The following is a 20,569-nucleotide window of genomic DNA, read 5'->3' as shown; positions in this document are numbered from 1 at the left end:
GCACCGGCAAGACTGACAGGGTGAACGAACCCTTCAACGCCGCCCGGCTGCACGCAGCAGTCGGTGAGCTGCGCGCCGCCGTCGCGGCCAACGTCCTCCCGTTCGAGACGGCTGACGCGGCGGTCGCTCGGCGCTCGCAGCACGAGCTCGTCGCGCAACTCGACGACTACGTCATGCCCCGCCTCGAATCGCTCGACGCGCCGCTGCTCGCCGTCATCGGTGGATCGACGGGTGCGGGCAAGTCGACGCTCGTCAACTCGATCGTGCGCGAGCAGGTGACGCGCTCGGGTGTCCTGCGCCCGACGACGCGCGCGTCGGTTCTCATCCACCACCCGAGCGACACGCACTGGTTCATCGACGAGCGGGTGCTGCCCGGCCTGTCACGCCTGACCGGCAGTGCGACGCAGGGTGACGACCCGTCGTCGCTGCGGCTCGTCGCGTCGGCGTCCGTGCCGCGCGGGCTGGCGCTGCTCGACGCGCCCGACATCGACTCCGTCGTCTCCGCGAACCGCGACCTGGCCCGACAGCTGCTGTCGGCCGCCGACCTGTGGCTGTTCGTCACGACCGCGGTGCGCTACGCCGACGCGGTGCCGTGGGAGATGCTCGAGCAGGCCACGGAGCGCGGGACGTCCGTCGCCGTCGTCCTCGACCGGGTGCCGCGCGAGGCGATCGACGAGGTGCAGGCCGACCTCGCGCGCATGCTCGCCGCGCAGGGGCTGGGCCGTGCGCCGGTGTTCGCGGTCGCCGAATCGCCGCTCGACGACTTCGGCATGCTGCCGCAGGCCGAAGTCGCGCGCATCACCGAGTGGCTCAACTCGCTCGCGAGTGACGCGATGTCGCGGCAGGCCGTTATCCGCCGCACCCTCGACGGCGCCCTCGACTCGCTGGCGCCGCGGGCACGGGCGAGCGTCGCGGCGGCGCGGGCCCAGGAGGACGCCCACGCCCGGCTGAGCGACGTGGCCCACGAGGCCTATCGCGAGCACCTGCAGGAGGTGGCCGAAGGTCTTGAGGACGGCACGCTGCTGCGCGGCGAGGTGCTCGCGCGGTGGCAGGAGTTCGTCGGTACGGGTGAGCTGTTCAAGCAGTTCGAGGCCGGCGTCAGCCGCCTGCGCGACCGCGTCTCCGCTATGTTCACCGCGCGGACGGAGAAGGCCGCACCCGCGAGGGATCTGGGGGAGGCGCTGCAGTCCGGGGTGGCACAGCTGGTCACCTCACACGCTGAATCGGCAGCCCTCGACGCCGGCCGCGGTTGGCGCCTCGACGACGCGGGCAAACCGCTCGTGGCGCGTCACCCCGAGCTGACCTCAGCCAGTCCGCAGGTGGCCGACCACATCGAGCGGCTCGTGCGCGACTGGCAGGGCGACGTGCTCGAGCTCGTCCGCTCCGAAGCCGGTGAGAAGCGCTCGACGGCGCGTTTTCTCGCGTTCGGCGTCAACGGCATCGCCGTGCTGCTCATGATCGTGACGTTCGCCTCGACCGGCGGCCTGACGGGCGCTGAGGTCGGCATCTCCGCCGGCTCGTCCGTGCTCGCGCAGCGCCTGCTCGAGGCGATCTTCGGCGACCAGGCCGTCCGCTCGCTCGCCAAGGCGGCCCGCGGTCTGCTCATCGAGCGCGTCGAGGCGCTCTTCGCCGCCGAGGAACGTCGCTACGACGCTGCGCTCGGTGAGGTGGCTTTGCCGAAGCAGGCGGCGGCTCGCATCGAGACGGCGCTCACCCACGTCGAGGAGGCGCGATGAGCTGGAAGCCGTTCGGACGCGAGCGGCGCGAACGCGCCGAGGTCGTCGCTCCCATCACGCGCGAGGAGGTCGACGGCCGCGCCGCCGCGCTGCAACGCGCGCTGACGCTCGGTGGGCCCGCCTTGCCCGCGGACGATGTCGCCGTCGCCCGCAAGCTGCTGGCGCGCGTCGCCGAGCGCTCACGGATCGGCGGTGACCACACCGTCGTCGCGCTCGCCGGGGCGACCGGCTCCGGCAAGTCGAGCCTGTTCAACGCGCTCGTCGGCGAGCCCGTCTCGCGGGTCGGCGCGCGCCGCCCGACGACGTCACGGGCCGCCGCGGCGATCTGGGGTGAGAGCGTTCCGAGCGAGTTGCTCGACTGGCTCGACGTGCCTTCACGCCATCAGGTGCACGCCGCGATGCCACGCCATGCCGAACTCGACGGGCTCGTCCTGCTCGACCTTCCCGACTTCGACTCCCGTGTGCGTGAGCACCGTGCGGAGGCCGATCGCGTGCTCGAGCTGTGCGATCTGTTCGTGTGGGTCACCGACCCGCAGAAGTACGCCGACGCGGTGCTGCACGAGCAGTACGTCCGTCAGCTCGCGGTCGCGAAGGCGACGTCGATCGTCGTGCTCAACCAGGCCGATCGGTTGACGCCGGAGGGGGCCGACAGCTGCCTCGCCGACCTGAGTCGCCTCCTCGTCGAGGACGGGCTGACGGACGCGCTCGTGCTGCCCACCTCGACGGTCGTCGACGGCGGTGTGACGACCCTCGTCGACGCTCTCGCGGACGTCGTGCAGGCCAAGAATGCCGCCGATCGGCGCCTCGCGGGCGATCTGCGGCATCAGGCCCAGCGGCTCAGCTCGCACGTCGGAGCGGTGCGCGAGCATCGCACGAGTGGGACGAACGCCGAGCTCGTCTCCGCCCTCGCGCAGTCGGCCGGTGTGGGGGTGGTGCTCGACGCCGTCGAGCGCGACTACCGCACAGAGGCGGCACGGCGCACCGGATGGCCGTTCACGCGATGGTCGCAGAAGCTCAAGGCGCGGCCGCTCGCGCGGCTCGGGCTCGACAAGCAGGTGTCCGACGGCATGAGCCGCGGTGATCGGCGCGTCGTGCTCGGCAAGTCGTCGCTGCCTCCCGCGACGCCGGCCGCGTGCGCTGCGGTCGACCTCGCGACGAGGCGTCTCGGGGAGAAGGCTGCGGACGGCCTGCCGGACCCCTGGGCAGACGAGGTGCGCAGCGCCGCGACGGGGCGTGACGGCGCCATGGCCGACGCGCTCGACCAGGCCGTGCTGCGGACGCCGTTGCGCGGACGCTTCCCGGGTTGGTGGGCCGCGGCGTCGGCGCTGCAGTGGGCCTTCGCCGGTGTCGCGCTGGCCGGGGCCGCGTGGTTGATCGTGCTCGCGCTGCTCGGCACGATGCAGATCCACGTGGGCGTCCCGACGATGGCGGGTGATTGGCTGCCCATCCCGCTCGTCATGCTCGCCGGCGGGTTGCTCGCGGGGTTGTTGCTCACGGTCCTCACGCGGACCCTCGCTCGGACGGGAGCCCGACGCGCACGTCAGGATGCGCAGGAGCGCCTCGACGAGGCCATCGCGCAGGTGGCGTCGGAGCGCATCATCGCGCCCGTCGAGGCGGTCGTGAGGCGCCACGACGACACGGCACGGGCGCTCACGGAGGCGTCGGCCTGAGCCGCGGGCGATGGTTGCGGTGCTGGTGGGTGGGGGCTCTGCGGACAGTACGGCCGTGGGTCAGGCGCGGGGGGACCGTGGTTCGGCTCCGGGCTGGGGATGGTGACGCTGCGTCGCGGCCGTCCCCAGGCGAGGCGTGCCAGCTGTGAATCTGCCCTCCCAGGCAGCGCTCGGGAGGGCCTATCCACAGCATCGGTGACGGTGGGACGCGCGGGGCGGACGAACCTGCCTAGCGTCGGGATCACGACCGGCCGAGGTGGCCGGCGCGACGCCTGACGCGGCCGCGGCCGCAGTGGAGGAACCACCATGAACGAGGTAGCGATCGACATCAGCGGCACCGTCGTCACCGACCCGGTGCTGCGCCAGACGAAGACAGGGGATGCGTTCCTCACGTTCCGGATGGCGGTCAACGAACGCCGCTGGAACGCGCAGGAGAACACGTGGAGCGACGGTGCGTCGCAGTTCTTCAGCGTGACGGCGTTCCGCACGCTCGCGGGCAACGCTTATCACTCGCTCGCGAAGGGTCAGCACGTCATGGTCTCGGGTCGGCTGCGGCTCAGTCAGTACGTCGCGCAGGACGGCTCGCAGCGCATGAGCGTGCAGATCGACGCGCACGACATCGGCGCCTCCCACAAGTTCGGGCAGACGTCGTTCACGAAGTGCTCCGACCCCGTCATCCCGAGCTCCCACCGCCTCGCCGACGACATCGTCACGGAGGTGACGCGCACGGTGGAGAACGAGCAGTTCGGCCGCAGCGAACCCGCGTCCGACGAGGAAGCCACCGAGGGGCGCCGCGCGCTCGTCGACGCCTGAGACGGCGAGGCCGGCCGGACGGTGAGCACGTCACCGCCCGGCCGGGCGGACGTCGGGCCCCGCACGCGCCGCGGAAAGTCGCGTCGAACGGCTTGCAACCGATAGCCTCGGGCGCATGGCTGAGTTCATCTACACCATGACCAAGGCGCGCAAGGCCGTTGGCGACAAGGTGATCCTCGACGACGTGTCGATGTCGTTCTACCCCGGCGCCAAGATCGGCGTCGTCGGCCCCAACGGCGCCGGCAAGTCCACCATCCTCAAGATCATGGCGGGGCTCGACCAGCCCAGCAACGGCGAGGCACGCCTGTCCCCGGGCTACAGCGTCGGCATCCTGCTGCAGGAGCCACCGCTCAACGAGGAGAAGGACGTGCGCGGCAACGTCGAGGAAGGCCTCGGCCAGATCAAGGTCGACCTCGACCGGTTCAACGAGATCTCCGCCGAGATGGGCGAACCCGACGCCGACTTCGACGCCCTCATGGAGGAGATGGGCAAGCTCCAGGAGAAGATCGACGCGGCCGATGCGTGGGACATCGACTCCCAGCTCGAGCAGGCCATGGACGCCCTGCGCTGCCCGCCCGGTGACGCCGATGTCTCCGTCCTCTCCGGTGGTGAGAAGCGCCGCGTCGCGTTGTGCAAGCTGCTGCTGCAGAAGCCCGACCTTCTCCTGCTCGACGAGCCCACCAACCACCTCGACGCCGAATCCGTCCTCTGGCTCGAACAGCACCTTGCGAGCTACCCGGGCGCCGTCCTCGCCGTCACCCACGACAGGTACTTCCTCGACAACATCGCCGGCTGGATCTGCGAGGTCGACCGCGGTCGTCTCTACCCGTACGAAGGCAACTACTCGACGTACCTCGAGAAGAAGCAGGAGCGCCTCACCGTCCAGGGCAAGAAGGACGCGAAGCTCGCCAAGCGCCTCAAGGAAGAACTCGAGTGGGTCCGCTCCAACGCGAAGGCCCGCCAGACGAAGTCGAAGGCACGCCTCGCGCGCTACGAGGAGATGGCCGCCGAAGCCGAGCGCACCCGCAAGCTCGACTTCGAGGAGATCCAGATCCCGCCGGGCCCGCGCCTCGGCGCGCAGGTCATCGAGGTCAACGACCTCAAGAAGGGCTTCGGCGACCGCGTCCTCATCGACGGGCTGTCGTTCACGCTGCCGCGCAACGGCATCGTCGGCGTCATCGGCCCCAACGGCGTCGGCAAGACGACCCTGTTCAAGACGATCGTCGGCTTCGAAGAGCCAGACGCCGGCACCGTGAAGATCGGTGAGACGGTCAACATCAGCTACGTCGACCAGAACCGCGCCGGCATCGACCCCGAATCGACTCTGTTCGAGGTCGTCTCCGAAGGAAACGACCACATCCAGGTCGGCCAGGTCGAGATCCCCGCACGCGCCTACGTCTCGCAGTTCGGGTTCAAGGGCCCCGACCAGCAGAAGAAGGCCGGCGTCCTGTCCGGCGGTGAACGCAACCGCCTCAACCTCGCCCTCACCCTGAAGCAGGGCGGCAACCTGCTGCTGCTCGACGAACCGACCAACGACCTCGACGTCGAAACCCTCGGATCCCTCGAGAACGCGCTGCTCAGCTTCCCCGGCTGCGCCGTCGTCATCAGCCACGACCGCTGGTTCCTCGACCGCGTCGCGACGCACATCCTCGCCTACGAAGGCACCGACGAGAACCCCGCCGCGTGGTACTGGTTCGAAGGAAACTTCGACGCCTACGAGAAGAACAAGATCGAACGCCTCGGCGCCGAAGCAGCGCGCCCCCACCGCGTCACACACCGCCGGCTCACCCGCGACTGAGGATCAAGCGCGCGAAGGTAGGACCGCAGCGAAGCGAGGATCCTGCCGCAGCGAGCGCTGACGAAGTCGCGGAAAGGACACGCGACTGATACTCCCTCGACCCGTCTTCCGGGCGGCGCGGATCCTGAGCTCGCGGGCTCGCCCAGGAGCGCCGCGCCACCTCGGTGCGACAGGCCTTCGGGCTGGATGACAGCAACGCCTCTCACTCACACCTCGCACGCTCGGTGTTCGTGAGGGGCGTTGCTGTCATCCAGAGTCCATGGTGCGCCGGGTCACTGTCCGCTGTCCCTGCGTCGTGAGGTGGGGGACGGATTGGGCTCGGGGAAGGGCTGCGTCATGACGCGTGCTCGTGGTGCCGCCGCGACGTCAGAGCCGGCCGGCATCGCCGGCGCAGTCAGTGCCGCGGTCTGGGGATCCGGACCGTCGGGCTGACGGGTCAGCGCCGTTTCGCGAGGCGCGCCTCGAGAGAAGCCTTCGAGGCCGGCCACTCGTGCGCAAGGATCGAATAGACAACCTTGTCGCCCAATGCGCCGTTGCCCTCGCGACGATCGGCGCGCAACACGCCGTCGCGCCTGGCGCCGAGACGCTCGATCGCGGCCTGTGACTGCTGGTTCATCCAGCTCGTCTCGTACCGCACACACTCGACCCCGATCGTCTCGAAGGCGTACGTCATGAGCAACAACTTGCTCTCCGCGTTCGTGCCCGTGCCGTGCGTGGACGCGCGATTCCACGTGTAGCCGATCGACACGCGCGGCACCGCGTCGACGATGTCGTAGAACGTCGTGCACCCCAACACCTGCTCGTCCGCCAGCCGCACCGCGACGAACGGCACCATGAACCCCGACTCGCGCCATGCGAGGCGCTGCTCGATCATCGCGCGAACACCGTCAGCGCGCGGAACGCTCGTGTACCAGCGCGTCCACATCTCGCCGTCGTTGACGGCGTCCACGAGGCCGTCATGATGCTCGAGCGTCAAGGGCTCCAACCGCACCAAGGACCCGGTCAGCGTGATGTCAGCGTCGAAATCAGTCATGCCCCTCAACGTAGCGCCCATGCGTCGCAGCCCGACGGATGTGACCAAGAATCGCGGATGGGCACGAACATCGCAGATGGGGACGGGAATCGCAGTCGTGCAGGGGATGGCGGTACGCGAGGTCAGGGGCGGGGGGCGTCCTTGAGGCGCATCATGCCCTCCTGCGCGACGGTGGCGACGAGGGTGCCGTCCTCGGTGAACATGCGCCCCACGCCGAGGCCGCGCCCACCCGACGTCGAGGGTGATTCCTGCGCGAACAGGATCCACTGCGTCAGATCCACGGGTCGGTGGAACCACATCGCGTGATCGAGGCTCGCAGCGCGGTAGCCGGGTGACGACCAGGCGATGCCGTTGGCGCGCATCGCCGCCTCGAGCATCGAGTAGTCGGAGGCGTACGCGAGGATCGCAGCGCTGAGCAGCGGGTCGTTCGGCACCTCACGCAGTGTGCGCATCCACAGGTTCTGGAACGGCTGACGTTCGTCCGCCGGCGCGAGATAGAGCCCGCCCTCGACGTGTCGAACGTCGACAGCGCGTCCGCGCGCCCAGTGCTGCGCCATCGGGTGATCGATGTCGCCGACGATGTCCGCGGTCGTGGGCAGCGACTCGGGGGCCGGCACGTCCGGCATCGTCACCTGGTGGTCGATGCCGCCGGCGTCCTCCTGGAAGCTCATGATGACGCTGAGGATCGGCGCGCCGTTCTGGATCGCGTGAACGCGCCGAGCGGAGAACGACCCACCGTCACGTAGTCGCTCGACGGCGAAACGCACCGGCTGCGCAGCGTCCCCCGGGCGCAGGAAGTACCCGTGCAGGGAGTGGATGTGGCGCGGCGCCCCGGGCTTGATCTCACCGACGGTGCGGCCGGCCGCGACGATGCACTGCGCGAGAACCTGCCCGCCGAAGATGCGCCCGTGCGGCTGCGGCTGCGATTCGCCGACGAACAGGTCCGCGGCGCTCTGACCGAGGTCGACGCGGCGCTCACCGTCCTCGTCGAAGGACGCGGAGATCGTTGCACTGCCCACCGGGCGGACGTCGAGGATGTTCAGCAGGTCGCCGACCGGGTCGTCGGACGGTTCGATCGAAACGAGGGAAGTCACGAGGCGAGGCTACCCATGAACGGCGCCTCCCGCGCGCAACCGCGTGACATGACACCGCCGTCGGTTGGTGATCGGGCCTGGGCGCGGGGGATAATGACCGCCATGACCTACGCGCCCGACTATGCCTCCGTCGTGCCCGTTCCGCTGCGGTGGTCGGACATGGACGCCTACGGCCACGTCAACAACGTCCAGTTCCTGCGTCTGCTCGAGGACGCCCGCATCCTCGCGTTCGCGCAGTGGTTCGGTCGTGAGCGTTCCGTCGTCGGCGAAGGCATCATCGTCGCGCGTCACGAGATCGAGTACCGGGCGCCGTTGCTGTTCCGCATCGAGCCGATCGAGGTCGCCATGTGGATCACGCACCTCGGCGGCGCGGCGTACGACGTCGGGTACGAGGTGCGCGACGGGGGGCACGGTTCGACGACGTACGCGCTCGCGGAGACGACGCTCGTCGGTTACGACTTCCAAACCGAGCGGCCGCGCCGGCTCGAGGAGCACGACAAGACACAGCTGCGACGCTTCGTCGGCCCGCCCGTGCCGTTCCGCCACCGCGCTGCCGAGAAGCGCCGCGAGGCCTCGGCGTGAGCGACGGGTTGGAGCTCGCGGACGTCCAGGTCGCCGCAGACCTGACGACGTACGTCGCCCGCGCGCGCACGCTCGACGCCGACGGCGCGATCCGCCTCCAGGCGAGTGGAGCGACGCTCGCCGCGTGGGTCGGCGTGCGCAAGGGCCGCGGACTCATGGGGGAGGGCACCGTCATAGGGTTGCGGGTGCTGCCGCTCGCGCGCGCCGTCGACGAGCCGGTCGACGTCGTCGTCCCATTGGCGGCGGTCGCCGATCGTCTGGCTCGCAGCGGTTCGCCGCGTGGTGCGGTACCGAACGCCGCGCCCGGTGCAAGCCCCCAGGTCGTCGACGAATCCGATGGCGCCTTCACGCTCGAGATCCCGCCGATGACGGTGCGCACGTCCTGGGCTGCTGTCACGCCCCCGCGCAGCGGATGGTCGCCGCTGGCGCGCCTGCCCGTCGACGGTCTCGTGCACGTCGCGCGCGTCGGCATCGAGGAGGTCGCCACCGGAACCCCCGAGGGCGCCGGTGCCGCAGCCGTCGAACAGCTCCGTGAACGCGTCTGGAACCGCCCGATCGAGGGTGATCTCGGCGGCGCCGACGGGTTGCCCACCGGGGCCGCGCTCGGGCTGTACGCGCTCGGATTCGCCGTCGGCGATGTCGCGACGGTGTACGGCACGGCCCGCTGGCATCGCGTCTCGACAGACGTCGGGCACGTTCTCGTGCGCTGATGGCTCGGGGCGCGCGGCGTCGTTGACGCGGGTTTGCGCACCTCAAGGGTGGGCCGCGCGGGCGGGGGATGTCGCTCGTCGCTCGGACCGCGAGCGTGCCGATCGGCTGGGGTGCGCGACGTTGCTGACGCGGGGTGCGCACCTGGCGGCGCGCGTTCGGGTGCGATGCGTCACCGTCGAAATCCTCCGCACCTGAGCGGTCGGGCATCCGGCGCCGTGCACGCGAGCCCGCCGAGCCGAACGAAGGGTGCCTGCGCGGTTATCGTCGTGACCATGACGCACCGTTCACTACCGCAGCCACGCACCCTCGACCCCATGGACGCACCGAGCCTGCGCTGGGGCATCATCGCGCCCGGCGGCATCGCCCGCACGTTCGCGCAAGCGCTCACGGCGCGGACGTCGCAACGCATCGTCGCCGTCGGTTCTCGAAATGTTCAGCGGGCGCAAGAGTTCGTCGACGAATTCGCCTCCGGAGCAACGGCCTACGGATCCTACGGCAAGCTCGTTGCTGACGACGACGTCGACGTCGTGTACGTCGCCTCGCCACACAGCGCGCACCGCGACCACGCACTGCTCGCCATCGAGGCGGGCAAGCACGTCCTCGTCGAGAAGGCATTCACGCGCAACGCCGCCGAGGCTCGGGAGGTGCTCGAGGCGGCGGAGCGCGCCGGCGTGTTCGTCATGGAAGCCATGTGGTCGCGCTTCCTGCCGCACTACGACGTGATCCGTCAGGCCATCGACGCCGGCCTCATCGGTGACGTGCGCTGGATCGCCGCTGACCACGGTCAGGCGCTCTACCCGGAGGGGCCCCGGCGCCTGTCCGATCCCGCCCTCGCCGGCGGTGCGCTCCTCGACCTCGGTATCTACCCGCTCAGCTTCGCGGCGATGCTCATGCCGCAGGTCGACGACGTCGTCGCCACCGGCATCCTCACGCCGCAGGGCGTCGACGAATGCGAGACGATCACCCTGCGCGGCGGTGGTTCCATCGCCGGTCTCGGCACGACGATGGCGACGCAGACGCCCAACACCGCCGTCGTCGCCGGCACCGAAGGGCGCCTCGAACTCGACGGGTGGTTCTATTTCCCGACGCAGGTGCGTCTCGTCAGCAACGACGGCGAGGTGCTCGACACCTTCGACGGTGCCGACGACCTGCACGCGCTGCACTTCGAGGCCGTCGAGGTGGCCCACTGCATCAGCGACGGCCGCCGCGAGTCGCCCCTCATGCCACACGCCGAGACGTTGCGCGTCATGGGTCTCATGGACGAGATCCGCCGTCAGCTCGGGGTGGTCTACCCGGGGGAGTGACCGTGCGCCAAGCACGCGTCATGCCAGGACGCACACACGACAGCTCCGGCTACCGTCGACGCACGATGGCGGGTAACTCACAGGTAGGCGCCTCGTGACGCGACTACGCGTGAGTTACCCGCCATCATCGCGTCGCGCTGCGACCGGGTGGGCCTCGATCAGGCTCGCGTGAACCAGACCGTCACGTCGCGTTCGACGGTGAGGCTGTCGGCCTCACCGCTGCTCAGGACGACGAACGCGTCGTCGGGCAGGGCGACCGGCTCACCGAAGTTCGTGACGACCCACAGGTCCTCGTGGCCGTCACGGCTGTTGACGAACGCCAGGACGTCGTCGCCGGCACCCTCGACCCACGTGAGAGAGCCGGAGCCCAGTTCGCGGGCGTGACGCTCGCGCAGCATGCGGCGGTAGAACTCGAGCGTCGAACCGGCCACGCCGTCCTGCTGGTCGACGGCGAGGTCACCGTAGACCTCGGGCTGCGGCAGCCACGTCGCCTCCGACGGGCCGAACCCGAACGACGGCGCGTCCTTGACCCACGGCATCGGCACGCGGCAGCCGTCACGGCCGGCCTCGGTGTGCTCGGAGCGCTCCCACGTCGGGTCCTGACGCGCCTCGTCGGGCATCGTCGTGTGGTCGGGCAGGCCGAGTTCCTCACCCTGGTACAGGTAGGCGCCGCCGGGCAGTGCCAGCTCGAGTGCCGTCGCCGCGAGGGCGCGACGCAGGCCGAGTGCCGCGTCGGGCTGCGGGTCTTCGGCGCGGATGCCGTTGGGGCGCGGCTGCCCGACGGGCAGCGCAAGACGAGTGGCGTGACGCACGACGTCGTGGTTGCTCAGGACCCACGTCGTCGGTGCGCCGACGGAGTCGTTCGAGCGGTACGACGACGTGATGCTCTCGTGCAGGTCGGCGGCACGCCACGGTGTCTCGAGGAAGGCGAAGTTGAACGCCTGGTGGAACTCGTCCGGGCGCACGTAGCGGGCGAGGCGCTCGGGCGGGCTGACCCACGCCTCGGCGCACATCGCGCGGTCGGCGGCGGAGTCGTAACCCTCGGTGTCGCGCGGGTTGTAGGAGTCGAGCAACTCGCGCCACGCGCGGTAAATCTCGTGCACGCCCTCCTGATCCCACATCGGGCCGCCGTTGTCGTGGCTCGCATCGCCGGTGCCGGCCATCTGCGCGTGCGCCGCGTGATCGGGCAGCCCGTCGGCCTTGATCAGGCTGTGCGCGACGTCGACGCGGAAGCCGTCGACACCGCGGTCGAGCCAGAACGTCAGGATCGAGACGAACTCGTCGCGGACCTCGGGGTTGTTCCAGTTGAAGTCCGGCTGCTTGGGGTCGAACAGGTGCAGGTACCACTGCTCGGGGTTGCCGTCGGCGTCGCTGACGCGCGTCCACGCGTTGCCGCCGAAGATCGCCTGCCAGTCGTTCGGCGGCAGTTCACCGTTCTCGCCCTTGCCGTCGCGGAACAGGTAGCGCTCGCGCTCCGGCGAACCAGGGCCGGCCGCGAGGGCCGCCTTGAACCACTCGTGCTCGTCGGAGGAGTGGTTCGGCACGAGGTCGACGATGACGCGCAGGTCGAGCTCGTGCGCGCGGGCGATCAGCTTGTCGGCGTCGGCGAGGGTGCCGAACAGCGGGTCGATGTCGCGGTAGTCGGCGACGTCGTAGCCCGCGTCGGCCATCGGGGAGATGTAGAACGGCGAGATCCACAGCGCGTCGACGCCGAGGTCGCGCAGGTAGGGCAGCTTGGCGGTGATGCCGGGCAGGTCGCCGACACCGTCACCGTTCGAATCGGCCCACGAGCGCGGATACACCTGGTAGACGGCGGACGTACGCCACCATTCCTGGCCGCCGAGGCCGACGTGCGTCGCTGAGGTCTGCTTGATCCACGAAGTCTGTTCACTCACCGCCCCAGTCTGCCAACCACGGGCGCTGGGACGAAACCGTCCGCATCACCCGCGGCCGAGAGGGGCCCGACAGGCCCATCGCTGCCCGAGCCGTTCGACTCGGTGACGGCGGCGCGTCAGCGAACCGGGTGCTCCGGCTCCGGCCCGGGGGTGTTGACGAGGCTGTAGGCCGCGCGCACGAGGTAGTCGCGCAGCAGGCGGTCGAGCTCCGGTTCCAGGGCGACGTCGTCGCACGCCGCCATGATGTGCGTCAGCCAGCGGTCGCGCTGCTCGGGGGTGACGGCGAACGGCATGTGTCGCATCCGAAGGCGCGGGTGGCCGCGCTCGGCCGAGTACGTCGTCGGGCCGCCCCAGTACTGTTCGAGGAACATCTCGAAACGGCGCTTCGCGGGCTCGAGATCGGCCTCGGGGTACATCGCTCGCAGCGTCGCGTCCTGCGCCACGCCGTCGTAGAACACCTCGACGAGACGGTGAAACGTGGCGTGGCCGCCCATGCGGTCGTACAGCGTCGGCTCACTCATGCGTCCAGTCTTTCACCCGCGCGCCACGGCCGTCGCGTGGCCGGAGGTCCCTTCATCGGTGCCGAGGTCGGCCTCACCTCGGCAGGGCGGTGTTGACGGCGGCGAACGGCTGGGCCGGCGGGCCCTTGACGCCTGCGTCCTCGAGCGCGATGACGCTGCGTCGGCGCAGTTCGCGGCTCACGCCGAAGTTCTCGTTCGGCGCCGTCTTCGCGATGATGCGGAACGTCATCGTGCCGCCCGCCACCGATTCGACACCCGCGACGTTCGGGCGCTCGATCAGCTTCTCGCTCCACTCGGGGTCGGCCTCGAGCGCGTCGACGACGCCCTCGAGCACATGGGTGACGGTGTGGATGTCCGAGTCGTAGGCGACCGGGATGTCGACGAGCGACGTCGACCATCCCTGCGAACGGTTGGCGACGCGCACGATCTCACCGTTTCGGACGTACCAGACGACACCGTTCGCGTCGCGCAGCCGCGTGATGCGCAGCGTCACCTCCTCGACGGTTCCGATCGCCTCGCCGGTGTCGATGACGTCACCGACGCCGTACTGATCCTCGAAGATCATGAAGATGCCCGACAGGTAGTCCTTGATGAGCGACTGCGCGCCGAAGCCGAGCGCGACGCCCGCGACTCCGGCGCTCGCCATGATCGGGCCGAGCTGGATGCCGCACTGCGCGGCGATCGTCAGCGTCGCGACGACGACGACCGCCACCGTCGTGATCGAGCGCAGCAATGACCCCATCGTCGCGGCGCGCTGACGGCGACGCTCGTCGTCGAGACCTGCGGCGGCACGCAACCGGGCGCGGGTCGGAGCGAGCAGGTCGCCCGCGCTGACGGCGGTGCTCCCCGCAGCGCCTTCCGCCTCTCCCGCAGCGTCGCCCGCGCCTTCTGGCGCCTGGGCGGAAGGGGCGGCGGCGCCCGTCTGCTGACCGGCCTCGTCAGTGGCCCCACGTGTCTCGTCCTGCCCAGAACGCGTCGAGCGGGGGCGGGCGATCATCGCCTCGACGGCCCGCGAGATCGCGCGGTGGGCGAGCCAACGCACCGCGACGGCCGCGACGACGATGATGACCACCTGCACCGGAGTGCCACCGACGTGGTGCCACAGATCGCCCATCGTCGACGTGCGCAGTGGGACGAGGCTCAGGGGAATCGATGACATGCCGTCATCCAATCACCCGCGCCCAGCTCGTCTCGAACGACCGACGTGGGCCGATTCGCTGCCGCCCCACGTGAAGCGAGAGTCTCGCAGAGCCCAGGCTCCCCGGGCTCTGCGAGATCACTGCCGCCGGCGCAGCTGCGTCGCGATGGCACACACGATGCGGCCCGGGACGATCGAAACCGTCCCGGGCCGCATCACGTGCATCACGACGCGGGAAGCACGAGCACTCACGGCTCGCGCGCATCACCGCCCGTCGCGGCGGGCTCAGCCGTGCTGTCGCGCCGCCTGTGCGTCGAAGCGCTGAGCCTCGACGGCGCGCGCCACGGTGTCGCGGTTCTCGGCAACGGTGCGCACGAGACCGGCCGGGGCGTCACGGTGGGCGTCGAGCCAGGTGTTGGCCTGCGCGAGCAGCTGGGGCCCGGCGAGGGTGAACGGGAAGAACGACCCGATCGTCAGCTCCGCGATGTGGTGCGTGCGCGAGGCCCAGTAGCCCTCGGCCATCTCGAAGTAGCGCTCGACGTACGGCTCGAGCAGTGCCTCGTCGTGCACGTGCCCGAAGCCCGCGGCGGTCTCGGCGATCGTCTGGTTCGCGAGCGCGTCGGAGTCGACGACGGACGCCCACGCCGCGGCCTTCGCCTCGGCCGTCGGCATCGCCGCCCGGGCACGCGCGGCGCGCTCAGCGCCGGTCGCGGTGTTGTCCCGCTCGAGTTCGGCCGCGATCTCGAGCTCGCCGAGCACGCCACCGGCGACGAGGCTCGTGAGCAGCGTCCAGCGCATCTCGGTGTCGAGGGCGAGACCGTCGAGCACGGACGAGCCCTCGAACAGGCCGCGGACGAACGCGAGGTCGTCGGCGCTCGCGGCGAACGACGTGAACGCCTGCGCGAGCTGGAGCTGCGCATCGGAGCCGGGCTCGGCCGACAGCAGCAGACCGCGCAGAGTGCGGGCCACGAGGGCGACGACGTCGTCGCGGTGCTCCGGTGCCGTGTACGTGCGCGCGGCGGTCGTCAGCTGCCCGAGCAGGGTGCGCAGCAGCGTCGAGTCACTCTCGCCCGGCAGCGTCGCGAGGGCCATGTCGATGAAGTCGCGCGCCGACATCTCCGCATCGCGCGTCATGTCCCAGGCGGCGCCGAGCACGAGGGCGCGCGGCAGCGAATCCGTGAACGCGCGCGGGTGGGCGATGGCCGTGGCGAGGCTGCGCGCATCGAGACGGATCTTCGCGTAGGCGAGGTCGTCGTCGTTGACGAGCAGCAGGTCGGGTTGCGGCGTGCCGACGAGCTCGCTCACCTCGGTGCGCTCACCGTCGACGTCGAGCTCGACGCGCGCGGTGCGCGTCAGGGCGCCGTCACGCAGCATGTAGCAGCCGACGGCGAGGCGGTGCGGACGCAGCGTGGGGTAGTCGTCGGCGGCGCTCTGCTCGATGACGACGCTCGTCATGCGGCCGTCGTCGTCGGTCTCGACGATCGGGCGCAGCGTGTTGACGCCGGCGGTCTCGAGCCACAGCTTCGACCACTGCGTGAGGTCGCGTCCGCTCGTCGTCTCGAGCTCGGCGAGCAGCTGCGGCAGCGTCGTGTTCTGCCACGCATAGCGCGCGAAGTAAGCGCGCAGACCGGCGGTGAACGGCTCACGCCCGACGTAGGCGACGAGCTGCTTGAGCACCGAAGCGCCCTTGGCGTACGTGATGCCGTCGAAGTTGACCTCCACGTCGGCGAGGTCGCGGATCGGGGCGACGATGGGGTGCGTCGAGCTCAGCTGGTCCTGACGGTAGGCCCACGCCTTCTCGGACGTGCCGAACGTCGTCCACGCCGATTCCCAACGAGTCGCCTCGGCCTGCGCCGTCGTCGAGGCCCACTCGGCGAACGACTCGTTGAGCCACAGGTCGTTCCACCACTTCATCGTGACGAGGTCGCCGAACCACATGTGCGCGAGCTCGTGCAGCACCGTCAGCGCACGGCGCTCGACGACGGCCTCCGAGACCTTGGCGCGGAAGACGTAGATCTCGGAGAACGTCACGCAGCCGACGTTCTCCATCGCGCCCGCGTTGTATTCCGGCGTGAAGATCTGGTCGTACTTGGTGAACGGGTAGGGCTGGTCGAACTCGTTCTCGAAGAACGCGAAGCCACGCTTGGTGATGTCGAAGATCTCGTCGGCGTCCATGTGCGGAGCGAGCGACTTGCGGCAGAACACGCCGAGAGGGATGGTGCCGGCGCGCGTCTCGACGCTGTCGCGGTACGCCTCGTAGGGGCCCGCGACGAGCGCGGTGACGTAGCAGGAGATGCGGGCGGTGGGGGCGAACTCCCACGTCGCGGCCGGCTCGCTCACCCCGTTCGGACCCGTGTAGGTCTGCGTCGCGGGCTTCGGCTCCGGCGTCGTCTCGTTCGACAGCACCTGCCAGCGCGCGGGCGCCGTGACGGTGAACTGGAACGTCGCCTTGAGGTCGGGCTGTTCGAAGACGGGGTACATGCGTCGCGCGTCCGGCACCTCGAACTGCGAGTAGAGGTAGACCTCGTCGTCGGCGGGGTCGACGAAGCGGTGCAGGCCCTCACCGGTGTTCATGTAGACGCCGACGGCGTCGACGCGCACCTCGTTCTCGGCGGCGAGATCGGTGAGGCGGATGCGCGCCCCGTTCCAGTCGACGTCACGCTCCTCGCCGTTGACGACGACGCGGCTGACGGACTCGCCCAGGAAATCGAGCCATGTCTCGCTGCCGGGCTGCGCGCTGAAGCGCACGACGCTCGACGTCGCGAACGTCGTCGGGCCGGTGGTGAGGTCGAGGGTGACGGCGTAGGAGTCGACGGTGATGTTCTCGCCGCGGGTCTGCGCGTCGTCGCGGGTGAGGTTGGCCCCGTTCACGTCAGTGGTGTCCTTCCAGCAGGGTTGAGGAACGGCGGTGCGCGAAGTGGTGTGCGCCACAGCCGTTCGGGCGGTGCTGCCCATCCTTGCACGAGCGCTCGAGGTGGCAGGATGGGACGGTGAGCGAAAATCAGCCCGAGTCCGCAGCCCCTACCGTCGAGATGTTCTTCGACCCGATGTGCCCGTGGGCGTGGATGACGTCCCGCTGGCTCATGGAGGTCGAGAAGGTGCGTGACGTGCGCGTCACCTGGCGCGTCATGAGCCTCGCCGTCCTCAACGAGGGCCGCGACCTGCCCGATGATTACCGGGCCTTCCTCGAACAGGCGTGGGCGCCCGCACGCCTGGTCATCGCGGCGCAACAGGCGCACGGCGACGACGTCGTCAAGCCGCTCTACGACGCGATCGGCACCCGCTTCCACCCCGGCGGCGCCGACCCGCGTGACGCCGAGAGCGTGCGGCGCGTGCTCGTGGAGTCGCTCGCCGAGTGCGGTCTCGAGCCGGAGCTCGTCGACGCGGCGACCAACGTGCCCGGCGACGATGTCGACGTCGCCCTGCGGGCCGCGCACAAGCGCGCGACCGACCTCGTCGGCACGGACGTCGGCACCCCCGTCGTCGCGTTCGGCGGCACCGCGTTCTTCGGCCCGGTCGTGACGCCGGCGCCCAAGGGTGAGGACGCCGGGCGCCTGTGGGACGGCTGCCTCCTCGTCGCGGGCACGCCCGGTTTCTACGAACTCAAGCGCAGCCGCGACGTCGGCCCCGACTTCAGCTGACCCTCCGCACCACCACTGCCCCTCAGGCCATATCTTCGCGACAAGGACGAGCACACATGCGCATTCACATCGGTGGCGACCACGCAGCTTTCGAGACCCAGCAGGCCCTGCTGACCTACCTGACCGAGCAGGGTCACGAGGTCATCAACCACGGCCCGAGCGAGTACGACGCCGAGGACGACTACCCGGTCTACGTCCTGCGTGCCGCCGAGGGCGTGCGTGACGACGAGGGCTCGCTCGGCATCGTTCTCGGCGGGTCCGGCAACGGCGAGCAGATGGCGGCCAACAAGGTCAAGGGCATCCGTGCCGCGCTGTGCCTGACGCCCGAGTTCGCCTCTCTCGCACGCGAGCACAACGGTGCGCAGATCCTGTCGATCGGTGGTCGCTTCGTCTCGATCGACGAGGCCAAGCAGATCGCCCGCACCTTCATCGAGACGCCGTACGCGGGCGTCGAGCGTCACGCGCGCCGCCTCGCGATGGTCGAGAAGTACGAACGGGACGGCACGCTGCCCTCCGAGGACTGAGGCCTTCGAACGGCCCGCCCGGCGCGATCTTCTCGCCGTGTGACGGGCCGTCGGCCCGGGTCGGTGGAGCCTGTCACCCACGCAGGTGCATGCTCCACCACCCCTGGTGCGCGTGAGGCAACCCCTATAGGCTGGCGCGCGTGGTTCTGGAGGCTCAACGCGAACAGACGCGCCTGCGTCAGTCGGTGCAGCGTGCCGTGGCCACTCCGATCTCCAAGCCGCACAGCGTCGTCGTCGCGTTCGCGCTGCTCACCGCGATCGTCTGTGCCGCCGCCATCGCGCTCACGCCGACGATGTCGCATGCGGTCTTCATCCCGCTCATCGTCGCCGCAGCGTTCCTGTTGTCGGGGCGTCGCCTGGCGCTCGCCATCGCCATCGTCCTGACGGGCTATGTGACGACGGCCGCGATCACCTGGTCCGACGCGCCGACGCAGTGGTCCGTCGCGGTGGCTCTCGCCCTCATCGTCGGCATCGTCGCGTTCGCGAACCGTCAGCGCTTCACGATGGGTGTGCCGCTCTCGGTCGGCTCGAGCATGCTCAAGGATCTGCGCCAGCGGCTCGACACCCAGGCCCTGCCACCCGAGATGCCGGACGGGATGCGCGTCGAGCACTGTGTCATGCCCTCACGCGGGGATGCCTTCAGCGGTGACTTCGTCGTCGCCGCCCGACGCGACGACCACCTGCACCTCGCCCTCACCGACGTCTCCGGGCACGGCCCGTCTGCCGGGATGCGTGCGCTGCTGCTCTCCGGCGCCCTCGCAGGGTTGCTGGGGGAGACGCGCCCGGAGGATTTTCTTCCCGGCGCGAACCGCTACCTCATCCGCCAGGGCTGGCGCGACGGGTTCGCCTCCGCCATCCACGTCTCGATCAACGTCGAGGACGGCCAGTACTGCGTCGGTACGGCCGGTCACCCGAGCGCCGCGCATTATCACGCGGGCACGCGCCGCTGGGAGATGATCACCGGCGCGGCCGGTCTGCTGCTCGGGTTGTTCGACCAGGGGCCGCAGGACTACGCGCGCGCCGGCGGGGTGCTCGAGCCCGGCGATGTCCTGCTCCTCTACACCGACGGCGTCGTCGAGGGCCCTGACGGCGACCTCGCGGCCGGGACGCAGCAGATGCTCGGCCTCGCGCAACGGGCCATCAGCGCCGGCCCGGAGGGGGCGGCCCAGCGCATCTGCGAGGCCTCGGCGCGCACCGGGGGGCAGGACGATCGCTCCGTTGTCGTCATCTGGCGGCCCGTGCCTGAGTCGTCCGAATCGCGCCACGCGCGCGGAACCGCGTCCGTCTGAGTGAGCGCGCCCTTCTGAGCGAGTGCATCTGCCCGATCGACCTATCCTGCTTGAACGACGAACGGCGCCGCCCCCCACCGGGGAGCGGCGCCGTCAGCGTTCAACGGAGGCAGCTCACTCGCCGCCGAAGGCGCCGTCGAGTTTCTCGTTCGCGAAGTCCTGGCCCTTGTCGATCTGGTCGGCGTGCTGGCCGCCCGTCTTGTCGTCGGCGAAGTCGCCGGCCTTCTCGACGCCCTGGTCGAGCTTGTCGGGGTTGTCCTGGGCGAACTCGCTGGCCTTGTCCTTGGCGCTGTCGAAAATGCCCATGATGTGCCTCCTGCGAATGGAAGTGCTCCGGCGAACCGGACTCATCTTCACCGAAGCACATGCGCGGGGGCGGCGTCGAGACCGCCGGCATCGTTCGTTGGCGAACGTCTCGGTGGCCAAGACGACCGTCGGCGGCGCTTCGCGCGAGCACGGGGGCGACGGCGGCGGGCTAGGTCAGCCCCCGCGGATTGGGGCGTCACGGCGTGTTCGGGTAATGTGTCCGAGAAACGTGCGGGCGTAGCTCAATGGTAGAGCCTCAGTCTTCCAAACTGATCACGCGAGTTCGATTCTCGTCGCCCGCTCCAGCACCGCGACGGCGGCTCCCGCGGGGGCCGCCGTTCGTCTTGCGAGAGCGCGCCCCGGCGCGATCGCAGCAGGACGGCGCGCGCGGAGCGGCCCGCCTCGCCTCTGGTGAGCGGGGCTGACGGGGTGTGGCGCAGCTTGGTAGCGCGTCCGCTTTGGGAGCGGAAGGCCGCAGGTTCGAATCCTGTCACCCCGACCGTTAGCATGAACG

At 70.1% G+C, this 20,569-nt stretch carries 17 protein-coding genes and 2 tRNA genes; 12 read left to right on the top strand and 7 right to left on the bottom strand.

Going from position 1 to position 20,569, the window contains the following annotated elements:
* Nucleotides 1–20 precede the first annotated feature (20 nt).
* From DYE07_RS04030 to ettA, 4 genes are all read left to right on the top strand, one after another.
* Nucleotides 21–1,736: a dynamin family protein gene (locus tag DYE07_RS04030; protein ID WP_115296396.1), complete on the top strand. Its 1,716-nt coding sequence runs from the start codon at nt 21–23 to the stop codon at nt 1,734–1,736.
* Nucleotides 1,733–3,406, top strand: coding sequence for a GTPase family protein (locus DYE07_RS04025; protein WP_115296395.1), 1,674 nt, complete (start codon nt 1,733–1,735; stop codon nt 3,404–3,406). The genes DYE07_RS04030 and DYE07_RS04025 overlap by 4 nt, the downstream gene beginning before the upstream one ends.
* A gap of 306 nt (nt 3,407–3,712) precedes the next feature.
* On the top strand, nt 3,713–4,219 hold the full coding sequence (locus DYE07_RS04020) for a single-stranded DNA-binding protein (RefSeq protein ID WP_115296394.1): 507 nt from the start codon (nt 3,713–3,715) through the stop codon (nt 4,217–4,219).
* Between the two features lie 115 nt (nt 4,220–4,334).
* Entirely contained in the window at nt 4,335–6,017 is a 1,683-nt protein-coding gene (ettA, locus tag DYE07_RS04015) for an energy-dependent translational throttle protein EttA (RefSeq protein WP_006945958.1), read from the top strand.
* A gap of 436 nt (nt 6,018–6,453) precedes the next feature.
* Here the strand turns inward: ettA and DYE07_RS04010 are convergent, their stop codons facing one another.
* A complete protein-coding gene (locus DYE07_RS04010; RefSeq protein ID WP_115296393.1) occupies nt 6,454–7,050 on the bottom strand; it encodes a GNAT family N-acetyltransferase in 597 nt (198 codons plus the stop codon).
* Nucleotides 7,051–7,172: 122 nt separating this feature from the next.
* Entirely contained in the window at nt 7,173–8,144 is a 972-nt protein-coding gene (locus DYE07_RS04005) for an acyl-CoA thioesterase (protein ID WP_006945875.1), read from the bottom strand.
* Nucleotides 8,145–8,246: 102 nt separating this feature from the next.
* On the opposite strand from DYE07_RS04005, the gene DYE07_RS04000 reads away from it, so the two are divergent.
* From DYE07_RS04000 to DYE07_RS03990, 3 genes are all read left to right on the top strand, one after another.
* Entirely contained in the window at nt 8,247–8,726 is a 480-nt protein-coding gene (locus DYE07_RS04000) for an acyl-CoA thioesterase (protein WP_038567517.1), read from the top strand.
* Entirely contained in the window at nt 8,723–9,436 is a 714-nt protein-coding gene (locus DYE07_RS03995) for a DUF8185 domain-containing protein (RefSeq protein ID WP_115296392.1), read from the top strand. Before DYE07_RS04000 ends, DYE07_RS03995 begins: the two co-directional genes overlap by 4 nt.
* A gap of 273 nt (nt 9,437–9,709) precedes the next feature.
* Nucleotides 9,710–10,741: a Gfo/Idh/MocA family protein gene (locus tag DYE07_RS03990; RefSeq protein WP_237723945.1), complete on the top strand. Its 1,032-nt coding sequence runs from the start codon at nt 9,710–9,712 to the stop codon at nt 10,739–10,741.
* Between the two features lie 158 nt (nt 10,742–10,899).
* Here DYE07_RS03990 and DYE07_RS03985 read toward each other — a convergent pair whose 3' ends face one another.
* The 4 genes from DYE07_RS03985 to pepN all read right to left on the bottom strand — a co-directional run bounded on the left by DYE07_RS03985 (nt 10,900) and on the right by pepN (nt 17,166).
* The gene (locus DYE07_RS03985) at nt 10,900–12,636 is read right to left on the bottom strand and encodes a glycoside hydrolase family 13 protein (protein ID WP_115296390.1); all 1,737 of its coding nucleotides are present in this window, start codon (nt 12,634–12,636) and stop codon (nt 10,900–10,902) included.
* A gap of 116 nt (nt 12,637–12,752) precedes the next feature.
* Nucleotides 12,753–13,157, bottom strand: a complete 405-nt coding sequence (locus DYE07_RS03980) for a globin (RefSeq protein WP_006945874.1) — start codon at nt 13,155–13,157, stop codon at nt 12,753–12,755.
* A 73-nt stretch (nt 13,158–13,230) separates the two neighbouring features.
* Nucleotides 13,231–14,316, bottom strand: coding sequence for a mechanosensitive ion channel family protein (locus tag DYE07_RS03975; protein ID WP_237723946.1), 1,086 nt, complete (start codon nt 14,314–14,316; stop codon nt 13,231–13,233).
* Nucleotides 14,317–14,580: 264 nt separating this feature from the next.
* Nucleotides 14,581–17,166: an aminopeptidase N gene (gene pepN, locus DYE07_RS03970; RefSeq protein ID WP_040014777.1), complete on the bottom strand. Its 2,586-nt coding sequence runs from the start codon at nt 17,164–17,166 to the stop codon at nt 14,581–14,583.
* 119 nt (nt 17,167–17,285) lie between these two features.
* On the opposite strand from pepN, the gene DYE07_RS03965 reads away from it, so the two are divergent.
* The 3 genes from DYE07_RS03965 to DYE07_RS03955 all read left to right on the top strand — a co-directional run bounded on the left by DYE07_RS03965 (nt 17,286) and on the right by DYE07_RS03955 (nt 19,749).
* On the top strand, nt 17,286–17,936 hold the full coding sequence (locus tag DYE07_RS03965) for a mycothiol-dependent nitroreductase Rv2466c family protein (protein WP_082740853.1): 651 nt from the start codon (nt 17,286–17,288) through the stop codon (nt 17,934–17,936).
* Nucleotides 17,937–17,992: 56 nt separating this feature from the next.
* Complete coding sequence (locus DYE07_RS03960) at nt 17,993–18,460, top strand: ribose-5-phosphate isomerase (protein ID WP_006945927.1); 468 nt, start codon at nt 17,993–17,995, stop codon at nt 18,458–18,460.
* Between the two features lie 140 nt (nt 18,461–18,600).
* Nucleotides 18,601–19,749, top strand: a complete 1,149-nt coding sequence (locus DYE07_RS03955; RefSeq protein ID WP_062258277.1) for a PP2C family protein-serine/threonine phosphatase — start codon at nt 18,601–18,603, stop codon at nt 19,747–19,749.
* A 114-nt stretch (nt 19,750–19,863) separates the two neighbouring features.
* Here DYE07_RS03955 and DYE07_RS03950 read toward each other — a convergent pair whose 3' ends face one another.
* Nucleotides 19,864–20,055, bottom strand: coding sequence for an antitoxin (locus DYE07_RS03950; RefSeq protein WP_006945905.1), 192 nt, complete (start codon nt 20,053–20,055; stop codon nt 19,864–19,866).
* Nucleotides 20,056–20,286: 231 nt separating this feature from the next.
* Here DYE07_RS03950 and DYE07_RS03945 point away from each other — a divergent pair.
* Nucleotides 20,287–20,360: transfer RNA gene (locus tag DYE07_RS03945), tRNA-Gly, on the top strand.
* A gap of 120 nt (nt 20,361–20,480) precedes the next feature.
* Nucleotides 20,481–20,554, top strand: a tRNA-Pro gene (locus tag DYE07_RS03940).
* The last annotated feature ends 15 nt before the right edge of the window (nt 20,555–20,569 follow it).

The sequence above is a fragment of the Dermacoccus nishinomiyaensis genome, assembly GCF_900447535.1.
GTDB lineage: Bacteria > Actinomycetota > Actinomycetes > Actinomycetales > Dermatophilaceae > Dermacoccus > Dermacoccus nishinomiyaensis.
Note: the sequence above shows the minus strand (reverse complement) of the source record. Positions and strands in the feature narration are given on the sequence as shown.

What these genes read in the sequence shown, in the direction of transcription:
- DYE07_RS04025 (WP_115296395.1), top strand. Translation starts at nt 1,733, where the DNA reads ATGAGCTGGAAGCCGTTCGGACGCGAGCGGCGCGAACGCGCCGAGGTC.
- DYE07_RS04020 (WP_115296394.1), top strand. Translation starts at nt 3,713, where the DNA reads ATGAACGAGGTAGCGATCGACATCAGCGGCACCGTCGTCACCGACCCG.
- ettA (WP_006945958.1), top strand. Translation starts at nt 4,335, where the DNA reads ATGGCTGAGTTCATCTACACCATGACCAAGGCGCGCAAGGCCGTTGGC.
- DYE07_RS04010 (WP_115296393.1), bottom strand. Translation starts at nt 7,050, where the DNA reads ATGACTGATTTCGACGCTGACATCACGCTGACCGGGTCCTTGGTGCGG.
- DYE07_RS04000 (WP_038567517.1), top strand. Translation starts at nt 8,247, where the DNA reads ATGACCTACGCGCCCGACTATGCCTCCGTCGTGCCCGTTCCGCTGCGG.
- DYE07_RS03990 (WP_237723945.1), top strand. Translation starts at nt 9,710, where the DNA reads ATGACGCACCGTTCACTACCGCAGCCACGCACCCTCGACCCCATGGAC.
- DYE07_RS03980 (WP_006945874.1), bottom strand. Translation starts at nt 13,157, where the DNA reads ATGAGTGAGCCGACGCTGTACGACCGCATGGGCGGCCACGCCACGTTT.
- DYE07_RS03975 (WP_237723946.1), bottom strand. Translation starts at nt 14,316, where the DNA reads ATGTCATCGATTCCCCTGAGCCTCGTCCCACTGCGCACGTCGACGATG.
- DYE07_RS03960 (WP_006945927.1), top strand. Translation starts at nt 17,993, where the DNA reads ATGCGCATTCACATCGGTGGCGACCACGCAGCTTTCGAGACCCAGCAG.
- DYE07_RS03950 (WP_006945905.1), bottom strand. Translation starts at nt 20,055, where the DNA reads ATGGGCATTTTCGACAGCGCCAAGGACAAGGCCAGCGAGTTCGCCCAG.